Source organism: Methylocystis rosea, assembly GCF_003855495.1.
Classification (GTDB): Bacteria; Pseudomonadota; Alphaproteobacteria; order Rhizobiales; family Beijerinckiaceae; genus Methylocystis; species Methylocystis rosea_A.
Genome location: NZ_CP034086.1, coordinates 404,442 through 424,684, shown reverse-complemented (window position 1 = coordinate 424,684; position 20,243 = coordinate 404,442). Strand labels below are relative to the sequence as shown.

General features: G+C 63.5%; 24 protein-coding genes. 9 read left to right on the top strand and 15 right to left on the bottom strand.

Translation table 11 applies throughout. From position 1 onward, the window contains the following. Position 1: 1 nt before the first annotated feature. From EHO51_RS01990 to EHO51_RS01960, 7 genes are all read right to left on the bottom strand, one after another. Positions 2-928, bottom strand: coding sequence for a nickel/cobalt efflux transporter (locus tag EHO51_RS01990; protein WP_124737478.1), 927 nt, complete (start codon positions 926-928; stop codon positions 2-4). A gap of 374 nt (positions 929-1,302) precedes the next feature. Continuing rightward, positions 1,303-2,565, bottom strand: coding sequence for a bacterial ammonia monooxygenase, subunit AmoB (gene amoB, locus EHO51_RS01985; RefSeq protein WP_124737477.1), 1,263 nt, complete (start codon positions 2,563-2,565; stop codon positions 1,303-1,305). Positions 2,566-2,726: 161 nt separating this feature from the next. Then, on the bottom strand, positions 2,727-3,485 hold the full coding sequence (amoA, locus tag EHO51_RS01980) for a bacterial ammonia monooxygenase, subunit AmoA (RefSeq protein ID WP_014892304.1): 759 nt from the start codon (positions 3,483-3,485) through the stop codon (positions 2,727-2,729). 276 nt (positions 3,486-3,761) lie between these two features. After that, positions 3,762-4,532, bottom strand: a complete 771-nt coding sequence (gene amoC / locus EHO51_RS01975) for a bacterial ammonia monooxygenase, subunit AmoC (RefSeq protein WP_026222791.1) — start codon at positions 4,530-4,532, stop codon at positions 3,762-3,764. Positions 4,533-5,104: 572 nt separating this feature from the next. After that, on the bottom strand, positions 5,105-5,584 hold the full coding sequence (folK, locus tag EHO51_RS01970) for a 2-amino-4-hydroxy-6-hydroxymethyldihydropteridine diphosphokinase (RefSeq protein WP_124737476.1): 480 nt from the start codon (positions 5,582-5,584) through the stop codon (positions 5,105-5,107). A gap of 2 nt (positions 5,585-5,586) precedes the next feature. Next, the gene (gene folP / locus EHO51_RS01965) at positions 5,587-6,432 is read right to left on the bottom strand and encodes a dihydropteroate synthase (RefSeq protein WP_124737475.1); all 846 of its coding nucleotides are present in this window, start codon (positions 6,430-6,432) and stop codon (positions 5,587-5,589) included. A gap of 12 nt (positions 6,433-6,444) precedes the next feature. After that, a complete protein-coding gene (locus tag EHO51_RS01960) occupies positions 6,445-6,822 on the bottom strand; it encodes a 4a-hydroxytetrahydrobiopterin dehydratase (RefSeq protein ID WP_018407292.1) in 378 nt (125 codons plus the stop codon). A gap of 100 nt (positions 6,823-6,922) precedes the next feature. Between EHO51_RS01960 and EHO51_RS01955 the strand changes: the two genes are divergently transcribed. From EHO51_RS01955 to EHO51_RS01940, 4 genes are all read left to right on the top strand, one after another. Continuing rightward, positions 6,923-7,891, top strand: a complete 969-nt coding sequence (locus EHO51_RS01955) for a beta-ribofuranosylaminobenzene 5'-phosphate synthase family protein (RefSeq protein ID WP_124737474.1) — start codon at positions 6,923-6,925, stop codon at positions 7,889-7,891. A gap of 101 nt (positions 7,892-7,992) precedes the next feature. Further along, positions 7,993-8,673 carry a DUF5343 domain-containing protein gene (locus tag EHO51_RS01950; RefSeq protein WP_124737473.1) on the top strand — a complete coding sequence of 227 codons (681 nt, stop codon included), beginning with the start codon at positions 7,993-7,995 and terminating at the stop codon, positions 8,671-8,673. Then, complete coding sequence (locus EHO51_RS01945) at positions 8,654-9,214, top strand: TIGR02391 family protein (protein ID WP_124737472.1); 561 nt, start codon at positions 8,654-8,656, stop codon at positions 9,212-9,214. The genes EHO51_RS01950 and EHO51_RS01945 overlap by 20 nt, the downstream gene beginning before the upstream one ends. Positions 9,215-9,254: 40 nt before the next feature. After that, a complete protein-coding gene (locus EHO51_RS01940) occupies positions 9,255-9,596 on the top strand; it encodes a hypothetical protein (protein ID WP_124737471.1) in 342 nt (113 codons plus the stop codon). An 18-nt stretch (positions 9,597-9,614) separates the two neighbouring features. Here the strand turns inward: EHO51_RS01940 and EHO51_RS01935 are convergent, their stop codons facing one another. Beyond that, a complete protein-coding gene (locus EHO51_RS01935) occupies positions 9,615-9,986 on the bottom strand; it encodes a cupin domain-containing protein (protein ID WP_124737470.1) in 372 nt (123 codons plus the stop codon). Further along, positions 9,971-10,681, bottom strand: a complete 711-nt coding sequence (locus EHO51_RS01930) for an ABC transporter substrate-binding protein (RefSeq protein ID WP_124737469.1) — start codon at positions 10,679-10,681, stop codon at positions 9,971-9,973. Before EHO51_RS01930 ends, EHO51_RS01935 begins: the two co-directional genes overlap by 16 nt. Before the next feature lie 161 nt (positions 10,682-10,842). Between EHO51_RS01930 and EHO51_RS01925 the strand changes: the two genes are divergently transcribed. After that, positions 10,843-11,703: a tRNA nucleotidyltransferase gene (locus EHO51_RS01925; RefSeq protein WP_245434703.1), complete on the top strand. Its 861-nt coding sequence runs from the start codon at positions 10,843-10,845 to the stop codon at positions 11,701-11,703. A gap of 194 nt (positions 11,704-11,897) precedes the next feature. On the opposite strand, the gene petA is transcribed toward EHO51_RS01925, so the two are convergent. From petA to EHO51_RS01915, 3 genes are all read right to left on the bottom strand, one after another. After that, positions 11,898-12,551 carry a ubiquinol-cytochrome c reductase iron-sulfur subunit gene (petA, locus tag EHO51_RS01920; protein WP_026222790.1) on the bottom strand — a complete coding sequence of 218 codons (654 nt, stop codon included), beginning with the start codon at positions 12,549-12,551 and terminating at the stop codon, positions 11,898-11,900. A 189-nt stretch (positions 12,552-12,740) separates the two neighbouring features. Continuing rightward, the gene (locus tag EHO51_RS20430) at positions 12,741-12,902 is read right to left on the bottom strand and encodes a hypothetical protein (RefSeq protein WP_158273629.1); all 162 of its coding nucleotides are present in this window, start codon (positions 12,900-12,902) and stop codon (positions 12,741-12,743) included. Between the two features lie 111 nt (positions 12,903-13,013). Next, positions 13,014-13,457: a hypothetical protein gene (locus tag EHO51_RS01915; RefSeq protein WP_124737467.1), complete on the bottom strand. Its 444-nt coding sequence runs from the start codon at positions 13,455-13,457 to the stop codon at positions 13,014-13,016. A 230-nt stretch (positions 13,458-13,687) separates the two neighbouring features. Here EHO51_RS01915 and EHO51_RS01910 point away from each other — a divergent pair, with 230 nt between their 5' ends. From EHO51_RS01910 to EHO51_RS01900, 3 genes are all read left to right on the top strand, one after another. Then, on the top strand, positions 13,688-14,683 hold the full coding sequence (locus tag EHO51_RS01910; RefSeq protein ID WP_124737466.1) for a L,D-transpeptidase: 996 nt from the start codon (positions 13,688-13,690) through the stop codon (positions 14,681-14,683). A gap of 204 nt (positions 14,684-14,887) precedes the next feature. Next, complete coding sequence (locus EHO51_RS01905; RefSeq protein WP_124737465.1) at positions 14,888-16,105, top strand: LL-diaminopimelate aminotransferase; 1,218 nt, start codon at positions 14,888-14,890, stop codon at positions 16,103-16,105. 257 nt (positions 16,106-16,362) lie between these two features. Next, positions 16,363-16,830, top strand: a complete 468-nt coding sequence (locus tag EHO51_RS01900) for a protein tyrosine phosphatase family protein (RefSeq protein ID WP_124737464.1) — start codon at positions 16,363-16,365, stop codon at positions 16,828-16,830. On the opposite strand, the gene dapE is transcribed toward EHO51_RS01900, so the two are convergent. The 3 genes from dapE to dapD form a co-directional block, all read right to left on the bottom strand. Then, the gene (gene dapE / locus EHO51_RS01895) at positions 16,793-17,962 is read right to left on the bottom strand and encodes a succinyl-diaminopimelate desuccinylase (protein ID WP_124737463.1); all 1,170 of its coding nucleotides are present in this window, start codon (positions 17,960-17,962) and stop codon (positions 16,793-16,795) included. The two genes, EHO51_RS01900 and dapE, sit on opposite strands and share 38 nt — an antisense overlap. Positions 17,963-18,143: 181 nt before the next feature. Next, positions 18,144-18,617: a hypothetical protein gene (locus EHO51_RS01890; RefSeq protein ID WP_124737462.1), complete on the bottom strand. Its 474-nt coding sequence runs from the start codon at positions 18,615-18,617 to the stop codon at positions 18,144-18,146. Beyond that, on the bottom strand, positions 18,617-19,474 hold the full coding sequence (dapD, locus tag EHO51_RS01885; protein WP_124737461.1) for a 2,3,4,5-tetrahydropyridine-2,6-dicarboxylate N-succinyltransferase: 858 nt from the start codon (positions 19,472-19,474) through the stop codon (positions 18,617-18,619). The genes EHO51_RS01890 and dapD overlap by 1 nt, the downstream gene beginning before the upstream one ends. 411 nt (positions 19,475-19,885) lie before the next feature. On the opposite strand from dapD, the gene EHO51_RS01880 reads away from it, so the two are divergent. Then, entirely contained in the window at positions 19,886-20,128 is a 243-nt protein-coding gene (locus EHO51_RS01880; RefSeq protein ID WP_124737460.1) for an AbrB/MazE/SpoVT family DNA-binding domain-containing protein, read from the top strand. The last annotated feature ends 115 nt before the right edge of the window (positions 20,129-20,243 follow it).

Below are 20,243 nucleotides of genomic sequence, written 5' to 3'. Positions count from 1 at the left end.
GCTACCCCAGCGCGGCTGCGCCCATTGCGATCGTATAGGCGCCGACGGCGGCGACGATCGCGCCTGAAACATAAGGCGCGCGTGCGGCCAGCGCTTCCAATCCTGGCCAGCGCGACGCGGCGTGACGCATGCCGAGCGCCGCCGCCACCCCAACAAGCACGAGGGTCAGCGCCAGACCGACGCTGAAGCAGAGCACCAGCAGCGCGCCGAGTCCGATGCGGCCGACCTGCAGGCAAAGCAGAAGCACGGTGATCGATGCGGGACAGGGGATGAGTCCCCCCGTCAGGCCGAAGAGAATGATCTGTCCGGTCGTGACATGGCGACTGGCGAAGCGCCGCTCGATATCGAGCGCATGTTCGCGCTCATGTGCGTCAGCGTAGACGGTGGGATCAACGTCGAGGAGCGCGCTCTCGAATTCCTCTTCCTGATGGGTGTGCGGCACGCCGCCGTCATGGACGTGAACATGCTCGTGCACATGCCCGTGAACATGCGCGCCGTCGTGCGGGTGGCCATGCGCGGCGCTGGCGCCGGCCGGAAGCGGCCCGCTCTCGCGCGCAGCCGCCGTCACGGCGCCTTTGGCGGCGATATCGCGCCAGCTACGCCAAATCATCCAAAGCGCGACGGCGATGATCAACACGCCAGAGACAATCTGCAAATAGGGTTCGTTCGCTTCGACGTTCAGTTGCGCGCCGAGATAAAGCCCGGTCAGCGCCACGGCCCAGACGATCGCCGTATGGGAAATTGTCGCCGCGAGGCCGAGCAGCACCGCTTGCGCCACCGTGCCACGAACCGCGACGATGAAGGCAGCCATCATCGTCTTCGAGTGACCCGGTTCGAGCCCGTGCAGCGCGCCCAGGGCCACTGCGCTCGGCGCAAAAATCCAGGCGTTCGCCGCGCCGGCGCGGAAGACTTCGGAGAGGTCGGACATCGTGTTCGCCGTGGGCTCCTCAGGCGCAATGCCGAGGCGATGGAAGGGGCGCAGCCTCTGAGCGGCGCTCTCACGCGCCGCCGGTCACGAGGCAGCTTCAACCCCCGTATTTTATAGTGAGCGTCGCTTGATGAAACAAGCGCCAGTAGAAACAGAGAAATAGAAGCAGCGAGGCGCCAAAGGGCGCGAAGGCTGAAGTTTCATTTCACTTGGCCGCGAAGGCGCCAACTCTGGCCAACTCTGTGAGAAGGCGTTTGATACGCAGTTGCGCTTTGCTCCGCGACCGCCGCTATTCCCGATCCGGATGGCGACCTCAAAAGAAAACCCCCGGCTTTATGGGCCGGGGGCTTTTTATTTCAATTCGTCAGTATCGCTTAGGGCATATCGCCGGCGACGAACTTCGGAATGACCGGTCCGCCGATTTCGGCCGCGAAGCGGCGACCCGTCGGCGAGAAGAACATCAAGAGGCCGCCGATCTGGCTGTCGGTGTCGTAAGCCAGGTCAGACAGACGCTCGATGTCCCAACGCGCGTCCTGCACCTTCACGGCGATTTCCTTCGTCTCGCCCGGCGCGATCGGCGTCGCGTCCGTCGACAGACCGCGGTCGGCCAACAGATAGTCCGGGAAGTCGGGCTTCGTCGTGAACACGTCAGGGTTCAGGAAGCGCAGGCCGGCCGCCGTATATTCGCCAAGGCGAAGCGGCTCGGAGGTCGTGTTCGTGACCTTGACGTTGATCGTCAGCTCACGGCCAGGAACCTTGTAGACGCCGCCGTTCAGATCGGCCGTCACGCGCTCCTTGCCGACGCCCGCCGTGCCGTCCGTAACGAGCGGCGTCAGAGGCTTCTGCAAGCCCGCCTGAAGCGGGATCGTGCGCGGGAAGGTCGAGTTCGTCACAGCGTAGCCGACGATCGTCGCCAGAATGGTCAACGCCAGGACAATCGCGCCAATCCGCTTGTCGTCGTCAGTCACCTGCTCATCAACCTTGCCGGTGGCGACACGGAGATAAGAAGCGATGACGCCCTTACGGACGAACCAGAACAGGATCCACGCCGCGCCAACCGCAAGCCACGGCAGATGCCACGCGTAAACGCGGCTGATGCCGTAGGTCTCGAGGTCGACCGTCGAGCCATCAAGCAACGTCACCGGATCGGTGAAGTCCTTCATGTCGCCCTTGATCTCGATCCACTGGCCGGGGCCGATGATCGGACCGCCGCCCTCGACGTTGACCTGCGCATGAACGTGCCAACGGCCCGCGCGACGACCGCGAAGGTTGATGGAGAAGGCGTAGTCGTTGCCAGGAACAAGCGACACCGAACGCGGCGCAAACTGATCGCCGATGAACTGCGCCGTGCGAACCAGAACCGGACCGGGCTCGCCGGCGTTCAGGAACGACACGCGCGGATTGGCGACCGCCTGCGGCCAGGCCGAGAACACATGGATCTTGCCCGACAGCACCATCTCTTCATTGACGTTCACCGTCGTCTTCGACCACTGAACGTCATACCAGTTCAACGTGCGCATCCGAAGAAACGCCTGCTGAGACTTTTCGCCGTGCGCCGACGCAGGAGCAACAGCTCCCAGGGTCGCCGCCACAGCCGCCGCCGCGCCAATCGCGGCGAGCTTGACGAACTTTTTCATCGATAAACCTCCCAGGTTCCTCTTCCCGGCCGCCGCCTCGCGCGCCAACCGGTCTTGTCTCTCGCAGCGGACCTTCGCTTTCAAAAAAGCTTCCAGTCCGCCGCTCTTCTTTCTTGCAGGCCGCCGCGGCGCCCGTTCAGCGCCGCAGCACGCGACGTGGCTTAGATCGTGTCGATGATCTTGGTCGTCGAATACCAACGACCCATGAACCACCACAGGAAGTACACCATCATCGAGACGAAGCCCGAGAAGAACGCCGCAACCGGCACAACGTCCTTACCGAAGGTGCGCAGCGTGCCGCGCTCGACCATGCGGATATATTCCGGCATCGAGGTGCGGACGAAGTGGAAGCCGATCAGATCCGCAAGCGTCATCAGCTGACCATGCTGCTCCGTCGCCTGGTGGAACGCCGCAATCGCCGGCCAGTTGTTCGGGTAGAACAACAGACCCCAGCCGAGCGAACCAACAATCGCCGTGATCACATAGGAGCCCGACAGAAGCAGGATCACGTCAAGCCAGATCGCCGGAACGATCAGAGCAGACGGGAACACAAGGCTGATCGGGAAGTAGGTCCAGCCCCAGAAGTTGACGTAGCGGTTGATCCACTCGCCAATCAGCAGGCCGAGAGCCGCGAACACCGCGCCGAACGGCAGACGGAAGTTCACCCACCAGAACGCCTGCGCCGCGGCGCAGAAGGTCACGCCGAGAATCGGCACGACCGTCGGCCACATACGACGATCCTTCCAGTCAACCCAGAAGTCCCAGTCGCCCGCCGTCAACATGAAGTGGACGTGGTAGCCGCCAAGAACGGCGAAGAACAGAAGAACAAGAAGCATCCAGTCGACCGTCTGAACGCAACCCGCCGCCTCGGCGACGGAGTTGAACGGACCGACCGCCCCCCCGCTTTTCGATTGTGACATCACTCTTCTCCTTGGTGTTTCTCGAACCCGTAAAGCCCGAGTTCTTTCCTTATGGCTCCGGCAGGCCTTCCCGCCGCCGGCGCCCGGACGGCGGAGATCCCGCCGGCCGCATCGCTTAAAAGCCCTTCGCCCCCGATCGTCCCAGAGCCCGAAGACCCCTTCTCGACCGCAACAAGCCAACCCACTCGCCAAAGCGACAGGCAAAAGCTCTCTGGTTTTCGCGAAAAGCCCGGAGCCAGTCGCCGCCCGCCTTAAAGCGGGCGGCGAAGTCTCGGATTACTCGGTCAGGAGGGCGACGCCTTCCTTGCCGATCAGGCGCTGAATGTTCATCAGCAGCTGAAGCACGACGCCGAACACGCCGAGCGCCATCCAGCCGAAGAACACGAAGCCCCAATGCAGCGGCGCAACGAACAGTTCTTCCATGAACCAGAACGTGTGGCCCCACTCATTCAGGCCGACGTTCGGGATGATCATGAACGGGCCAATCGCCACGATCAGATAGGCCACCGAATAGCCCTTGGAGAAATACGGAAGACGCGTCTTCGCATAGAAGAAGCCGCCGACCGCGATCACCGAGTAGATCGGGTAGCTCATGTAGAACTCGATGATGTGCGACGGCGTGAAGTCCGTGTCGCGAATCACCGTCATGTGCCAGGTGCCGTCCTGCTCGGTGAAGAACGACGCGCCCCAGTAAATGGCCGCGGCGTAAACAACAAGCCATTGCACTTCGACCACCAGGCGGCGCATCTCTTCGCGCGGCGCCAGGTTCGAGAAGTCGCGCGTGCGCGTCTTCCAAAGAAAGCCCGCAAGGCCAATGCCGGAGATCAGCTCAAGCGGAATCTCGGTCCAAAGGATCGACATCCAATATGTCTGAAACTCCGGAGCGAACGAATCAAGGCCGGCGCGCCAGCCAAAAACCTGCTCGTAAATCCGGACGACCAGATAGAACCCGTTCAGAACGGCCAGGCCGATCCACATGCCCTTCAGGTCTACTACAGCTTCCGTGCCAGCAGCAGCGCGGGCTGCTGTGTCAGTCGTTGAGCTCATACCCTTCTCCTCCAATGTGCTCCCAGGGAATTGCGCGTGACCGGTATCGCTCCGCCTCCCACAACGGAGCCGCTTCGTCCTCGTTTCGTAAAGCAAAGCGAAAGCGCGTCTTCTTCTAAAAACACGCAAAACCGCCCTTGTCTGCCGCAGCCTTCCCGAAAACCCCGGAACGTCCCCGCCCAAAGGCGAGCAAATCCCCAAAATCCCCAGAACCCGGCTGCTTGTTGTTATCGGACGAAAACCGACGTCGCCGCCTAAGCCAAAATCCTAAATCCGCCCCTTGAAAGAGCAGACCGTAGACCCAGCTCAGCGTGCCGCAACATTCCAATAACCCCCAATAATCACAATACCCGTTAGTATAGAGCAAAACAATCTATCGAATAGCCAATGCAACCCTAGTGGATGGTAAAATACCTACCCTAGCGAGGCTCCGAGCGGAACCATTGCGCGGCGCACAATTCTTCATAGATAATTGTAATATATAAAACTTTTAGATTGCCTATTTTGCTCTCGACGCCTGAACAGCGACGAATGCTGCGCCGCGAAGACAGGCAACCATCCGGGGTGGGCCGCTATTCGTCCGACCACGGACGCACGCCGCTCGCGTCAGCGCCGGCCAGCGCCGCGCGCATGGTGACGCCGTCCAGTTCAAGTTCAGGGGCGATTTCGGCAAGCGGCGCGAGAACGAAACCGCGGCGAAAAAGCTCCTTATGCGGCAAGGTCAGCTCCGGATCGTCGATCGCGTGGTCGCCGAGGAACAGAATATCGACGTCGATCAGCCGCGGCCCCCAGCGCCGCGTCGGCGCACGGCCCATATCCGCCTCGATCTTCTTGACCGCGGCGAGCAGTTCATAGGGCGCGAGCGCCGTGTCGCCGATGGCGCAGGCGTTGGCGAAATCGCCCTGGTCGAGATCGCCCCAGGGCGGCGTGCGGTAGAGTTGCGAGACCCGATCGAGCCGCGCCAGCCCGCGCGCCTCGATCAGCCGCAGCGCCTCACGAATATTGGCCGGCTTGTCGCCGAGATTGCTGCCAAGCCCAAATCCGACCCGCATCGTCAACCTCCCGGGCGCGCACCGAGAATGCGCATCACGTCGAAAGCCGCGCGATGCTCCGCGGCGTCATGCACGCGAAAGACCTGCGCGCCGTCGCGCGCGGCGAAAAGATTGGCCGCCAGCGTGCCGACGAGCCGTCCCTCGAGAACGCCGTCGCCCAGGCCCTTGAAAATCGATTTGCGGGAGACGCCGATGAGCAGCGGAAAGCCGAGCGCCAACAGCTCCGGCGTCGCGCGCAACGCGTCATAGTTCTGCTCGCGGCTCTTGCCGAAGCCGATCCCCGGATCGAGCAGAATATGCCGCTCCGGCACGCCGGCGCGCTGGGCGATCTCGAGCGAGCGGGCGAAGAAGCGCTTCATGTCGGCGATGATGTCGATCTGTGGCTCCGTCGTCTCGCGATTATGCATGATTACGACGGCGGCGCCGGCTTGCGCGATCGTTGGCGCCATCAAAGGATCGCGCTGCAGGCCCCAGACGTCATTGACGAGACAGACGCCGAGCGAGAGCGCCCGCCGCGCCGTCTCGGCTTTGTAGGTGTCGATCGACACCGGCGCGCCCGCCTGCGCCACCAGCGCCGCGAGCAGCGGCTCCAGCCGCGCCCACTCCTCTTCCGCGGTGAGCGGCGTGTGGCCAGGGCGCGTCGACTCGGCGCCGACGTCGACGATGTCGGCGCCGTCGCTGACGAGCGCCTGCGCCTGCGCCAGCGCGGCGTCACGCGTCGCGAACCGCCCGCCGTCCGAGAAGGAATCAGGCGTGACGTTGACGATCCCCATGATGATAGGGCGCGTTCCGATCAGCGAAAGAAAGCGATCGCGCGCATCCGCGATCGCCTGCAGGTCGAAGGCCAAGCGCGCGTTCCGTCAGTCGTCGTATTTCACATAGGCGAAGCGCTGGTCGCTCTCGGGCGTGCCTTCGAGCGCGCCGCCGGCCTTGCCGGGGCGCCAGGAGACGACCTCCTCGATCTTCTTGGCGAGTTCGAAATCCTTGTCGGTGATTCCCTTGGCCGTATGGGTCTGAAGCTTCACCTCGACCCATGCGTAGGACGCGGCGATATCGGGATGGTGCCAGGCGGCTTCGGCGAGATGGCCGACCGTATTGACGACCATCAGCGTGCCCTTCCAGCCATGCGTCTTGAATTTGCGCCTGATCCAGCCGTTTTCGTAGCGCCAATGCGGCAGTTCGCTCTTCAGCCGCGCGGCGATCTCGTCTTCGGAATACGCGCGCTCTTCCTTCGCCATCTCAGGCTCCCCTCTTGCGCTTTGCGCCGCAACATTCTTTCGCTGAGACGCGTTATAGCCTAAACCGACCCAAAGTCTTCAGTTGCACCAAAGAGGCGGCATGCCGGCAAAGGTAAGCGTCGCGGCCAGCGCCCGGCTGCATCTGGGTTTTCTCGACATGAACGGCGGGCTTGGGCGCAAGTTCGGCGGCGTCGGCCTCGCGCTCGACGCGCCGGCGACCCGGCTGACCCTGACCCGCGCCGATCAAAATTGCGTCGAGGGCCCCGAAGCCGAACGCGCCGCCGCGCTGCTGGCGCGCGCGCAGGAGGCGCTTGGCCTGACGCAGCGCCACCGGCTGACGCTGGAGGAAGCGATTCCCGCCCATGCGGGCCTGGGCTCCGGCACCCAGCTGGCGCTCGCGGTGAGCGCGGCGCTGCGCCGTCTCGAGGACCTGCCGAACGACCCGGCCGCCGACGCGGCGCTGATGGCGCGCGGCGCGCGCTCCGGCCTCGGCGCCGGCCTGTTTCAGCTCGGCGGCGTCGTGGTCGACGGCGGACGCGGCCCGCAGACGACGACGCCGCCGGTCGTCGCGCGCGCCGAATTTCCCGACGCGTGGCGCGTGCTGCTGGTCTGCGATCCGGGCGATGTCGGCCTGCATGGCGCGGACGAGCGCGACGCCTTCGCCGAACTGCCGCCATTCGGCGCCGAAACAAGCGGCGAAGTCTGCCGGCTGGTGCTGATGCAGATCCTGCCGGCGCTCGCCGAAAAGGAGCTTGCGCCCTTCGGCGCCGCGGTGACCCGCATTCAAGAGATCGTCGGCGATCATTTCGCCCCAGCGCAGGGCGGGCGCCGCTTCACCAGCGGCAAGGTCGAGGCGATCGTCGCGCGGCTGCTCGCCGACGGCGCGACCGGCGGCGGCCAGACGTCCTGGGGTCCGACCGGCTTCGCCTTCGTCGAGAGCGACGCGGCGGCGCGCCGCCTGCTCGGGCGCCACGGCGCGCAGGCGCGCGAAGAAGGTCTCGACATTTCCATCCACCGGGGTCTCAACCGCGGCGCGAAGATCGACGCGGTCTACGCGCAGATCGCCTAGAGTCTACTGTTGATAACTACAAATTTTTTCGAAAGAACAAACCGAGAAGCCGAGAAAAGCGTTAATATTTCTATAACGGATACGACGCGAGAGAAGCTAAAATGGCTGAGAAAAATCGCTATCCCCAAATTCCGAGCACTGTATGGTGGGGCGTCCGAGCTATTCTTCAAAAAACACCCAATGCAACAGTAGATGAACGAATGCTTGGCGTGTCACTCGGTGTTCAGGAAACTGCTGCTCGCGCATACTTAGCAGAGCTAAAAGCTGTCGGAATACTCAGTGACGAAAACAAGGCAACGCCCCTCGCGCACAAATGGCGTTTAGATGATACCTACGCGGAGGCAATGCAGGACCTTGTTGCTGCTACGTACCCCGAAGGGCTGCGCCACATGGCCCCGCCTGGCGAGGGGGACCGACAAAAAATTACGGCCTGGTTTCAACGCGAAGGCCTCGGCCAAGGTGCGGCCGGGAATAAGGCCGCGTCCTACATCTTGCTGAGCAGCGCCACGCCAAATGAGGCACCATCTCGTACAACTGGACGAACGACGAAGAGCGCAAACGGAAGTCGCAAAGTAAAGGTTTCTGATCGCCCGCAGGAGGCAACTGCCGTCAAACATCTCCCGAAGACAAACGGGTGCCAAGACAATGCCGTTACCTCCAGAGAGGCCTTCCCGCTAAACGTGAATGTGCAAATTCACATAAGCGCGGATGCGGGCACGGAGCAGATTGAATCGATATTCTCGGCAATGAGGCGTTACCTTTATGACGTTCAAAGCGATTGAGGGAATACGCAGATTGCAGGAGCATCTTCTTGAACTCGGTGTGGCGCGTGCAGTGCTTTCGCTGCCCGCGCCTCGAATGCTGGCCTTACCGTCTCCGACTTCTGAAGGTGCAGAGCCCGCGAGCGTTTTCGCGCGCGTTATCACGGAAAGCGAAATAGAACGGGTTGCAAGGGACCTCTTCGTTTCTGGACACTATTCAATCGCTGTCCAAGAAGCGTACAAGGCGGTTGACAGGTTTATTGCAGATAAAACGGGACGTGGTTCATTGTCCGGAACGACCCTCATGGAACTCACCTTTAGCCCGAAATCGCCTATTCTCCATTGGACAGACCGAAGAACTCAGGCAGAACTCGACGAGCAGGCCGGCTATCACCGTCTTTATGCGGGCGCGATGCTCGGAATAAGAAACCCGGTCGCTCATGAATTCAACTGGGTCGATGAAGCGGATGTAGCGCTAGAGCTTATAGTTTTTGCGCAACATCTGTTACGCAAAGCAAAAGCAGCTCGACTGGACGAACCCCATGCGAGAAGGAAACCATAGGGAACCTACTCGCGCCGCATTTTTATGGCCTGCTCGAAAGATGACGTTCGCACGCTTCGCCCTCGTTCTGACATTTAGCCTCGCCGCTGGCGCAGCGCTCGCGCAGGACGCCCCGTCGAGCGGCGGCGCCTTCATCGGGCGGCTCTTCGACGCGACCGGTTTGCGCACCCCGCCGCCGCCGGCGCAGGATTTCGTGCGCGACTCGCGGTCCGAGGAGTTGCACTATCGCGCCTTCGACCCGACGCCCGCCAAAGACCCCAAGCGCAAGTCGGCGGCCGATATGCGCGCCATGGGCGCGGGGCTGGAAGCCGCCGCGGCCGAGAACCGGCGCCGGGCGGGCCGCGTCGCCGCGCCCGACGCGCCGGCGAAGCCTGTCCGCTAAGCGGTCTGCAGCAGCGCTCTACGTGATCGCGCTCCCCGCCGCCGGAACGGACTCGGCAAGCTCGATGTATACGCGTCGCCACGGCTGATCGTCGATGAGCCGCCAGCGATGTCCCGTTCCGGTCGTATCGGCGGCGAGCAGAATATCCCCTGGGCGCAATATCAAGGTCTCGCCGTCGCGCGTGATGAACTCCAGCGTGCCGGTGAGCGTAATGACGAATTGCGCGCATGGCGCGGTGTGCCAGTCGAGCGCGGAGCCCGCCGCGGTCTCCTCGAAGCGCGCCAATTTGGCGTGACGCGCGACGCCGAGCTCAATTTCCGTGTGTTCCACATGCGAGCGGCCGTCAGCCCCCGTGAACAGCCGGATGCAGCCGATTACGCTTCGAGCCATTTCTTCACCAATCGCGCAAGCGCGCCGCGCTCCTGCATTTGCGCCTGCGCGCCGTTCACCGCCGCGCGCAGCGCTTCGTCGCCAAGGCGAACGGCGACGCCGAGCGCTTCCTCGGTGATCCGCTCCTGCACCACCCGGAGCCGGGGCCGGTGTCTGATCATCCAGCGCATGACGGGCGCAAGCTTCATCACGCCGCCGATTTTTCCAGCGGCAAGATCATCCAGCATCACGCCGATGTCGTGATAGGCGTAGGTCCGCACCTCGGCGATCCGCCCTTCATCCTTGAGACGATGCGCCACCGGCTCCGATGTGTTGCCCTGCTGCACCCCGAGGGTCATCCCGCGCAGGTCGTCGATCGAGCGCACCTGCGGCGTCGCCTCGATATTGCAGACCAGGCTTTGTCCGGAGCGGATGTAGGGCGCGCAGAACGACGCCAGCCGCTCGCGCTCGGGCGTGATCGTCGCGCCCGATGCGACGCAGTCGCAAGCTCCCTTGGTCAGACCCGCGAAGACGCCGTTGAAATCCGCGCCGTCATAGGGAACGAGCCGCCAGACGAGACCGAGCTCCGCGGCGATCGCCTGCATCAGCTCGACGTCAAAACCGCGCGCTTGATCGCCGTCCATGAATTCAAACGGCGGATCGGGCAAGGCGGAGCCGACGGAGAGGACGCCGGGTAGGATTGTGCTGACGCCCATGGAATGACCTGCCCGATCGGCTCATGTCACGGGTAACAAACGCCTCCGCGGCGCACAAGCCGTCCCGGCGGCGCCGCGACGCCCCAAGGGGACGCGACGGCCAAGGGAGATGCGCGGCAAGAGCTTTGCATATCGTCGCAAGACTTGTGATGATGGGCGCCATGGCTTCGAAATCTGCTTCCCCGTCGTTCGACTACGGACAAACCGACCCCGGCCTTTCCGTGCTGCGCATGGCGGCGCTGCTCGCCGAGGCGGAGGACGGCCCGGACGAAGAAACGCTCGATCTGTTGTTTGAACAGGTCGAGGCCGGCCATCTCGTCGACGCCGACCCCGCGCAGATGTGGCCGGAGCTGGTTCGCGGGCTGATGAGCCCGGCGCCGTCGAAAATGATCGGGACCCTGCGCGACTGCGGCGCGCTGTTTGAAATCCTCCCCGAAGTCGCGGCGCTGTTTGGCGTGCCGCAGATTTCCGATGGCGAGGACGAGGTCGATCTCGGCGAACATCTGATGACATCGCTCGATACGGCGGCCAAACGCGGCGCGTCCTTGCCCACGCGTTTCGCGCTGCTGGTGATGAATGTCGGCAAGTCGGATTCGCCGCGCGAACATCTTCCCGTGCATTACCGACATGTCGAGCGCGGGCGCCCGCGCATCGAAGACATCTGCGCGCGCTTTCGCGCCCCGGCGGAATGCAAGGCTCTCGCGCTGCTGGCGCTCGCCGAGTGCGAACGCGTGCATCGCGTCTCGAAGATGCGCGCCGGCCCCGTCGCCTTGATGCTCGAACGCTTGGGGGCGTTCGACGCGCCGGAGCGATTTCAGGAGCTGATGATGGTCTGCGCCAGCGATTTTTGCGCCCATGAAGGCCGCGAGGGAAAGCCTTACCCCAAGGCGGCGCTGCTGGAGATCGCGCTCAAGGCCTGCGCCGACATTGCGGAGAACGACCGAGAGGCGCGCCAGAGCGCTCGCGCCGAGGCGATCGCGCGGGCGTTTCGCTCGGAGCGCTGGTCGAACGAGGTGGCGTAGGGGTGCCTTAGAGTAAACGTCTGCATTGCGCCAGAAGCGGTCGTTCAAAACAGACGGGGATAATTTATGCGCGGTCGCGAACAACTATTCATTTGCGGGACAGAGGCGCGCATATCCTGGAGTCGACTGTGGCATTTGGCACGGTTGAGAACAGTGTGGCCACCAGCGGCAGGCGCGCCACCGGCTGATCATCTTCACATTTGTCGGATCGTTGAAAAGTCGAAGTCCTCGTTCGGCGGATTTTCCCCGACTCGAATTGTCGTATCGCCCGTGAAGCGATATGGCGGAACCGGTAAATTATAGGGAGCGGGAACGTCACGAAATACGCGCCCCGCAAGATCGTATTTTGAGCCATGGCATGCGCAAAAATATCCGCCCAACCAGTTTGGGGCCGGGTCGGAAGCGTTAGGAAGCGGATCAAATTGCGGGATGCATCCCAAATGCGTGCATATCCCCACAAATACTCCGATTTCCGGCGTCAACGAGCGGTGCCAGTTTTTGGCGTAGGGAGGTTGCTGAAGATATTTCGAATCCGGATCAGCTAGCTCAATCAACAATTGGCGACTTTGAAGAACCTGCAGATTTTCCTGAGTTCGAAACACCACAAAGATCGGTTTTTTTCGCCATAGAATGACAACCTGTCCGCCCGGTTCCACCTGGCCGAGATCGATGTCTACCGGACCGCCGGCCGCGAGAGTTGAAGCATCGGGGTTCATCTGGTCGATTAACGGCACTAAGGAGGCCGCTGCCCCCGCAACCCCTGTTACGGCCGTCGCGATATAAAGGAGATCGCGGCGCGTCGGCTTATCTACCCTGACGTTGGAAGGCGGTGGAGACGCATTGACCATTTCAAACCCCTAAGCTTTGAGGCCTCGGCCACCCAATCCTTTGGACAATAGGGCTCAAAGCGACTTGTGGGGAATTCCTCGCGCCAGTGAACGGAGGTGCAAGGGACTTGCGAAACGCGCCAAAACGCCGCGCTCAAAACATAGCGCGGCGCTTATTGTCTTCATGACAGCGACAGCGTCGCCTCTCGATTACAGAAACGATCCGATGAAGGCGCCGCCAATTCCCGCGAGCACCGCCGTGGCGAGGACCCCCGGCAACCCAAAGAGCGCGCCGCCTAGTCCAGCGCCGATGGCCGCGCCGACGATCGCGCCGACAGCCGCCATTGTCATGTGTTCCTTGGCAGAAATCATCGTTCCCTCCATGACATGCGCCCCCTGCTAAACAGGGGCCTAACATGGAGTTAGAGCCAGCTTTGCAGGGGGCAAGGGCTCTAGCTTTTTTGGCCGCCGGCCATCAAAATCTCACAGCTTCCCCTCATCCGTCAGCGACATCACGTCGGCGACGATGCCTCGTTTGACGAGGCAGCGCCAGGGCGCGCGATCCGGGCCGACGCCGATCGTCACTGTATTGTTCGCCTCCGAGGTTTCCACGCTGAGCACGACGACCTTGGGATTATTGGTCTTCCGCTTCACCGCCAGCAGGCAGGCGGTCTTGTCGCCGCGCAATCCGCCGTCGGCGGGCTTCGTCGCGGCGCCGGCCCCTGCCCCCGTCCCTACGCGTTGATCCTCGGCGGCGCGGCAGCCGTTCTTATAGGATTCGCCATGCTGGTTTTCGTCCCAGCGGCCGGCCTTGCAGTCGGCGTAGCCGCGCTTGTATTCGCGCTGCGACGCGGTCGAGGCCGACGCGCCGGCGGCGATAATCGTCAGGGCGAAGACGCTGATCACGGCGACAATGTTGTTTTTCATATGCGCGTCTCCGAGCGAAGAGAATAATCCCGAAGGATAACGCCGGCGCGCCCGACCGCGCCAAGCGATTCTCATGTTCAAACTGCGACACATCCCCGCTGCGGACGCGTCCATTCCGATCGCCTCGGCCGCATCGGCTGTGCCCCGCCGCACTTTGTTAACCAAGACGTTCGTGCTACCCGCGGTTCGTTACGCGTGGACCTTGGGGGCCATGTTTCGGGGGGCATGTCATGACCATCATTGCAGCGAACCGCCGCGGATTTTTGGGCGCGATGCTTCTGGCGAGCGCCGTCATCGCCGGGCGCCGCGCGTTCGGCGACGAGAAGATGGCGGAGATCGGCCGGCTCAAGCCGGGCGAGTTCATCTGGCGCCCCGAGCTCGCTTTGAAGGGACCCGTCTCCGTCGTCGTGTCGCTTCCCCAGCAGCGCGTGCATGTCTATCGCAACGGCATCCGCATCGCCGCCTCCACCTGCTCGACCGGCAAGCCCGGACATACGACGCCGACCGGCGTCTTCGTCGTGCTGGAGAAGGACCGGAATCATCACTCGTCGCTTTACGACGACGCGCCGATGCCGAACATGAACCGCCTCACCTGGTCGGGCGTCGCGCTGCACGCCGGGAATCTCCCCGGCTATCCGGCGTCGCATGGCTGCGTGCGGCTGCCGGCGAAATTCTCCGAACTGCTGTTTGGCGTCACCCATATCGGCACGCCGGTCATCATCGCCGGCGCCCATACCGACCCCTGGGAGCTGACCCATCCGGGCATGGTGCTGAGCGGCTATGCCGAACAGGAGTTCGAACAGGTGCTCTCCGGGCTTGAGGGCAAGAAGCATCCCTCCGACTGGACGGAAGCCGAGAATTTTCCCGTCACCAGCGTCGTCGCCTCGTCCGCCGATCATGTGATCGAGCTGATCGAGAACGACCATGTGGTGGCGAAATCCGTCCTTGGCTTGGAGGGCGCCGACAAGCTCGGCTCGCATGTGTTCGTGCTGAACGGCGCCGACCAGAATTCGCGCGGCATGCATTGGAGCGCGATAACGCATCATCAGGAGGATGCGACGCTCGCGCCGAATCAGGATGTGATCCAGCGGCTTCGCGCCGACCCGTCCTTCAACGCGGCCATGCAGGCGCGCATGCATCCCGGCATGACAATGGTGCTGACCGACGCGCCGCTGTCGCCCGACAGCCGCTCGGGCAAGGATTTTGTGATCGTCACCACCGAGTGATGGGGTCGCCGGACGTCGGCGAAGGACGAGGGTGAGGAAAATACGCGAAAACGGGCTTCCTCGCCCTTCGAGACGCGTGCGGCGCACGCTCCTCAGGATGAGGAAGCCCTTCACCGATCGCACTGGAGCCACGGCGCCCGCCCCTGACGCCCGCGCCAAAATGCGCTAGACTTGCCGCTTCGCGCCTTCCGGAACAAATACAGAATGTCGGATTTCTATCGCATCAAGCGTCTGCCGCCTTACGTCTTCGAGCAGGTGAACCGCCTCAAGGCGCGCGCCCGCGCCGGCGGCGCCGACATCATCGACCTCGGCATGGGCAATCCCGACCTGCCTGCCCCCAAGCATGTCATCGACAAGCTCGTCGAGACCGCCGGCAAGCCGCGCACCGACCGCTATTCGGCCAGCAAGGGCATCGCCGGCCTGCGCCGCGCCCAGGCCGGCTATTACGCGCGCCGCTTCGGCGTGACGCTCGACCCCGAATCGCAGGTCGTCGCGACGCTCGGCTCCAAGGAAGGCTTCGCCAATATGGCGCAGGCGATCACCGCGCCGGGCGACGTGGTGCTGGTGCCAAACCCCTCCTACCCGATCCACGCCTTCGGCTTTCTGATGGCCGGCGGCGTCATCCGCTCCGTGCCCTCGGCGCCGACGCCCGACTATTTCGTGGCGCTGGAGCGCGCGATCATCCACTCGATTCCAAAACCCATCGCGGTCGTCGTCTGCTACCCGTCCAATCCGACCGCGGAAGTGGCCTCGCTCGATTTTTACAAGGATCTCGTCGCCTTCGCGAAGAAGCACGAAATCTTCGTGCTCTCCGACCTCGCCTACGCCGAAGTCTATTTCGACGACAATCCACCGCCCTCGATGCTGCAGGTGCCGGGCGCGATGGATGTGACGGTCGAATTCACCTCGATGTCGAAGACCTACTCGATGGCCGGCTGGCGCATCGGCTTCGCGGTCGGCAATGAGCGGCTGCTCTCGGCGCTGGCGCGGGTGAAGAGCTACCTCGACTACGGCGCCTTCACGCCGGTGCAGGTCGCCGCGGTCGCGGCGCTCAACGGCTCCGACGACTGCGTCAAGGAGATGCGCGCGATCTACAAGCGGCGCCGCGACGTGATGGTCGAGAGCTTCGCGCAGGCCGGCTGGCCGATCCCGGCGCCGCGCGCCTCGATGTTCGCCTGGGCGCCGGCGCCCGAGCGCTTCCGCAACATCTCGACGCTCGAGTTTTCGAAGCTCTTGATCGAGAAGGCCGACGTCGCCGTCGCGCCGGGCGAGGGGTTTGGCGAACATGGCGAGGGGTTCGTGCGCCTCGCGCTCGTCGAAAACGAGCAGCGCATTCGTCAGGCGGCGCGCAATCTGCGGCGCTTCTTCGAGACCGCGGATGCGCAGCTCCACAATGTCGTGCCGCTCGCCGCGCGGGGGTGACGAGGCCTCGCCGTCTCGGGAAACGCAGCGTGTGAGATAGGCAGGCGTCCGAATCCAGGTTAACGAGGCACCATCTCGCCGCGTCATGGCCGCGCTTGTCGCGGCCATCCACGCGACGAAGCGCGGCAAATGTGAAGACATTAGCCGGACATGGCTTCTCTGCGCGAAGCAGTCGCGATGTCCCGGCGTGGATGGCGGGATAAGCCCGGCCATGACGGCTGAAAGTGAGCTGAAATTAATCCGAGTTCGGAGCCCTGATGACAGAGTCCATGGCCGATCCCGTCGACATCTACAATTGGCTGCGTCTCGATGAGCGGACCACGACGTCCGGCCAGCCGACGCAAGCGCAGTTCGATGAGATCGCCGGGCTTGGCGTGCGCGAGGTGATCAATCTGGCGCCCGCGACCAGTGAGAAGGCGCTGAAGAACGAAGCGGAGATTCTGGCGACGCTGGGCCTGCGCTACACGCATATTCCGGTCGACTTTCAAAATCCCACGCAAGCGGACTTCGATCGCTTCTGCGAGGCTTTTGAAGGCGCCGGCGAAGCTGCGACGCATGTCCATTGCATCGCAAACTACCGGGTCTCGGCCTTCCTTTATCTTTATCGGATCAGCGCAGGCATGGAAGAGGCGCGCGCCCGGGCCGACCTCGACAAAATATGGACGCCCGACCCGATTTGGGCCGCCTTCATCGAGCGGATGCGGGCTCGAAATAGCGCTCGATGATGCGCGCATAGACGGCGCAGAGCCCGTCGATGTCGGCGACGCGGGCGTTCTCGTCGACCGCGTGAATCGTTTCATTCGTCAGGCCGAACTCCAGCACCGGACAATAATTGACGATGAAGCGCGCGTCGGAGGTGCCGCCGGTCGTCGAGAGTTCAGGCGTCAGGCCCGTCACCTGCCGCACCGCGTCGACCACGAGTTCGGTGAAGGCGCCGGGCTTGGTGATGAAGGACCTCGCGTTCGACGGCGGGAATTCGACCTCGACATTCGCATTCGGCGCCGCTTCCTTGATGACCTGCAGAATGCGTTCTTTCAGCGAATCATGCGTCCAGACGTCGTTGAAGCGGACATTGAACTGCGCGCGCGCCTCGCCGGGAATCACATTGACCGCCGGATTGCCGATGTCGATCGTGGAAAATTCGAGATTGGAGCGCTCGAAATGCGTGGTGCCTTTGTCGAGCTCGTGTCCTGAGAGCGCAGCGACGATGCGCGCGATGATCGGCGCCGGATTTTCCGCGCGCTGCGGATAGGCGACATGGCCCTGCTTGCCGATGACGCGGATGCGTCCGCTGAGCGAACCGCGCCGGCCGATCTTGATCATGTCGCCGAGCGTCGACGCATTGCTCGGCTCGCCGACGATACAGTGATCGAAGCGCTCGCCCCGCGCGCGCGCCCATTCGAGCAGCTTCACCGTGCCGTTGATCGACACGCCTTCCTCATCGCCGGTGATGAGCAGCGAGAGCGTTCCTTTCGGCGCGCCATGACGCTCGACGTAAGCGAGCGCCGCCGCAGCGAATGCGGCGATGGCGCCCTTCATGTCCGAGGCGCCGCGGCCGTAGACGCGGCCATCCGAGATTTGCGCGGCGAAGGGTTCGACGCGCCAGCGCGCGGGATCGCCCGGCGGCACGACGTCGGTGTGGCCAGCGAAGGCGAGATGCGGCGCGCCCGCGCCGATCTTGGCGAAGAGATTGTCGATGTCGGGCGTGCCCGGCGCGGAGAAGACGATTCGATGCGTCTCGAAGCCGACCGCCTTCAACGCCGTCTCGACGACGTCGAGCGCGCCGGCGTCGGCCGGCGTCACGGACGGACAGCGGATGAGTTCGCGGGTGAGCGCGACAGCGCGGGACTCCGACATCGTCAATTCGCTTTGTTCAGTTCGAGCAGGTCAGCATCATTGACGTTGCGGCGCTCACCCTCCCCTCGATGGGGAGGGTCGCCTTGCGCAAGCAAGGCGGGGTGGGGTGAATACTGCATCTCACCCCCTCCCGGCAGGCTCCGCCTGCCGACCTCCCCCCTCAAGGGGGAGGTAAAGCGCGCTACGACAGCGACTCCTCCCGCCAGCCCAATTCATAGATGGTCCACAGAGCGGCGGCGACAAAGAGCGCGTCGACGCCCCAGACATACCAGCGCGACATGACTTCGGCGACGCGCGGCTGCAGAAAATGCGCCGCGCCGGCAAGCAGCGCCAGGAGCGGCGCGAGGCTCGCGAGACCGAGCGGCGGCGTGAGGCCGCGGTCGCGACAGCGCTTGGCCGAAAGATTGATGAAGCTCACGACGATGAGCATCACCGCGAAGGCGTAAAAGATGACATAGACGTAGGCGAGAATCGTCATCGGCGCGAAGAAGGGCGTCGTCGACAGATCGTGGACCGAATAAGGCGCAAGCGCGAACCAGATCAGCGTCAGCGGCAAAAGCACCGCGATGAGCGCGCCCGCGCCGCGCCGCCAGGTCGCGCGATCAATGCGGCCTTGATCGGTTCGGTAGAGAAAGCGCAGGCGCTCGGCGTCCATCAATCCCTCAGCAGCTCGTTGATGCCGGTCTTGCTGCGCGTCTGCGCATCGACCGTCTTTACGATCACCGCGCAATAGAGCGACGGGCCGGGCGTTCCGTCCGGCAAGGGCTTGCCCGGCAGACTGCCGGAGACGACCACCGAATAGGGCGGCACATAGCCCATGTGGATCTTACCGGTGGCGCGATCAATGATCTTGGTCGAGGCGCCGATGAAGACGCCCATCGACAGCACCGAGCCCTTGCCGACGACGACGCCTTCGACGACTTCGGAACGAGCGCCGATAAAGCAGTCGTCCTCGATGATGGTGGGATTGGCCTGCAAGGGCTCGAGCACGCCGCCGATGCCGACGCCGCCAGACAAGTGAACATTCTTGCCGATCTGCGCGCAGGAGCCGACCGTGACCCAGGTGTCGACCATCGTGCCGCTGTCGACATAGGCGCCGAGATTGACGAAGGAGGGCATCAGGATCGCGCCCGGCGCCACATAGGCCGAATGGCGCACGATCGCGCCCGGCACGGAGCGGAAGCCCGCCGCGCTATGTTCGGACGCGCCCCAGCCGACGAATTTCGAGGGGACCTTGTCCCACCAGGTCGCGCCGCCCGGCCCGCCCGCGATCACCGCCATGTCGTTCAAGCGGAAGGACAGCAGCACGGCCTTCTTCAGCCACTGATTGACCGTCCAGCTTTCCGGGCCTTCCTGGCCTTCGATCTTTTCGGCGACGCGCAGCTTGCCGGCGTCGAGCAGACGCAGCGCGCTGTCGACGGCGCGGCGAACGTCGCCCTGCGTCTCGGCGGTGATATTGGCGCGATCCTCGAAAGCGGCGGCGATGAGCGTCTCTAGTCCCGTGTGCGGCATGAATATCCCGAAAATGATGCGGTGAAGCTGGCGCGGTTGTAAGGCTATGGCGAGGGGAGTTCAACACGGCAGCGTGAGCGGAGAGGCGCAACGAAAAGAAACATGGCGCGCACTCTCCGCGTCATGCCCGGCCTTGTGCCGGGCATCCACGCGTCGCCGTGACGCGAGTCCCGCAGCTTGGCGCAACGTCCCGGCGTGGATGGCCGGGACAAGCCCGGCCATGACGGACTAACCTTGGCAAGCGCCGCGGCGCAAATGTTGACGCGCCGACCGCCGCCGCCTATGTTTCTACCCTGTAGATACACCGCGCTCATCGCGAGGAACGCAAGCGACGAAGCAATCCCCAGAGCGCTGCGTCATGACGGGTCGCTTCGCTGCGCGCGCAGTGAGTGCGGAATCAGGAGGAAGGCCATGCGCGCGACCATAAGAAAATGGGGAAATTCTGCCGCCGTGCGCATGTCGGCCGCGGTGATGGAGGAAGCCCGGCTCGAAATCGACCAGCCGGTCGACGTTCGCGTCGAAGAAGGGCGCGTGGTGATCGAGCCGCTTGTGGCGCCAGAATTCACGCTCGAGGCGCTGCTCGCAGGCGTCACACGCGACAATCTGCATGAAGAGGAAGACTTCGGCGCGCCTGTCGGCCGCGAGGCGCTTTAATCGATCAATGACGTGTCGACGACGCGTGTCATTCCCGACAGGCCGCAGGCCTGATCGGGAATCCAGAGCAACCGCAAGCATTCTGAATTTTCCCCTGGATTCCCGATCGCGCTCC

Excerpts from the sequence above, each read along its gene's own strand:
- EHO51_RS01990 (WP_124737478.1), bottom strand. The coding sequence starts at position 928 with ATGTCCGACCTCTCCGAAGTCTTCCGCGCCGGCGCGGCGAACGCCTGG.
- amoB (WP_124737477.1), bottom strand. The coding sequence starts at position 2,565 with ATGAAAAAGTTCGTCAAGCTCGCCGCGATTGGCGCGGCGGCGGCTGTG.
- amoA (WP_014892304.1), bottom strand. The coding sequence starts at position 3,485 with ATGTCACAATCGAAAAGCGGGGGGGCGGTCGGTCCGTTCAACTCCGTC.
- amoC (WP_026222791.1), bottom strand. The coding sequence starts at position 4,532 with ATGAGCTCAACGACTGACACAGCAGCCCGCGCTGCTGCTGGCACGGAA.
- folK (WP_124737476.1), bottom strand. The coding sequence starts at position 5,584 with ATGCGGGTCGGATTTGGGCTTGGCAGCAATCTCGGCGACAAGCCGGCC.
- EHO51_RS01960 (WP_018407292.1), bottom strand. The coding sequence starts at position 6,822 with ATGGCGAAGGAAGAGCGCGCGTATTCCGAAGACGAGATCGCCGCGCGG.
- EHO51_RS01955 (WP_124737474.1), top strand. The coding sequence starts at position 6,923 with ATGCCGGCAAAGGTAAGCGTCGCGGCCAGCGCCCGGCTGCATCTGGGT.
- EHO51_RS01950 (WP_124737473.1), top strand. The coding sequence starts at position 7,993 with ATGGCTGAGAAAAATCGCTATCCCCAAATTCCGAGCACTGTATGGTGG.
- EHO51_RS01945 (WP_124737472.1), top strand. The coding sequence starts at position 8,654 with ATGACGTTCAAAGCGATTGAGGGAATACGCAGATTGCAGGAGCATCTT.
- EHO51_RS01940 (WP_124737471.1), top strand. The coding sequence starts at position 9,255 with ATGACGTTCGCACGCTTCGCCCTCGTTCTGACATTTAGCCTCGCCGCT.
- EHO51_RS01935 (WP_124737470.1), bottom strand. The coding sequence starts at position 9,986 with ATGGCTCGAAGCGTAATCGGCTGCATCCGGCTGTTCACGGGGGCTGAC.
- EHO51_RS01930 (WP_124737469.1), bottom strand. The coding sequence starts at position 10,681 with ATGGGCGTCAGCACAATCCTACCCGGCGTCCTCTCCGTCGGCTCCGCC.
- EHO51_RS01925 (WP_245434703.1), top strand. The coding sequence starts at position 10,843 with ATGGCTTCGAAATCTGCTTCCCCGTCGTTCGACTACGGACAAACCGAC.
- petA (WP_026222790.1), bottom strand. The coding sequence starts at position 12,551 with ATGGTCAATGCGTCTCCACCGCCTTCCAACGTCAGGGTAGATAAGCCG.
- EHO51_RS20430 (WP_158273629.1), bottom strand. The coding sequence starts at position 12,902 with ATGATTTCTGCCAAGGAACACATGACAATGGCGGCTGTCGGCGCGATC.
- EHO51_RS01915 (WP_124737467.1), bottom strand. The coding sequence starts at position 13,457 with ATGAAAAACAACATTGTCGCCGTGATCAGCGTCTTCGCCCTGACGATT.
- EHO51_RS01910 (WP_124737466.1), top strand. The coding sequence starts at position 13,688 with ATGACCATCATTGCAGCGAACCGCCGCGGATTTTTGGGCGCGATGCTT.
- EHO51_RS01905 (WP_124737465.1), top strand. The coding sequence starts at position 14,888 with ATGTCGGATTTCTATCGCATCAAGCGTCTGCCGCCTTACGTCTTCGAG.
- EHO51_RS01900 (WP_124737464.1), top strand. The coding sequence starts at position 16,363 with ATGACAGAGTCCATGGCCGATCCCGTCGACATCTACAATTGGCTGCGT.
- dapE (WP_124737463.1), bottom strand. The coding sequence starts at position 17,962 with ATGTCGGAGTCCCGCGCTGTCGCGCTCACCCGCGAACTCATCCGCTGT.
- EHO51_RS01890 (WP_124737462.1), bottom strand. The coding sequence starts at position 18,617 with ATGGACGCCGAGCGCCTGCGCTTTCTCTACCGAACCGATCAAGGCCGC.
- dapD (WP_124737461.1), bottom strand. The coding sequence starts at position 19,474 with ATGCCGCACACGGGACTAGAGACGCTCATCGCCGCCGCTTTCGAGGAT.
- EHO51_RS01880 (WP_124737460.1), top strand. The coding sequence starts at position 19,886 with ATGCGCGCGACCATAAGAAAATGGGGAAATTCTGCCGCCGTGCGCATG.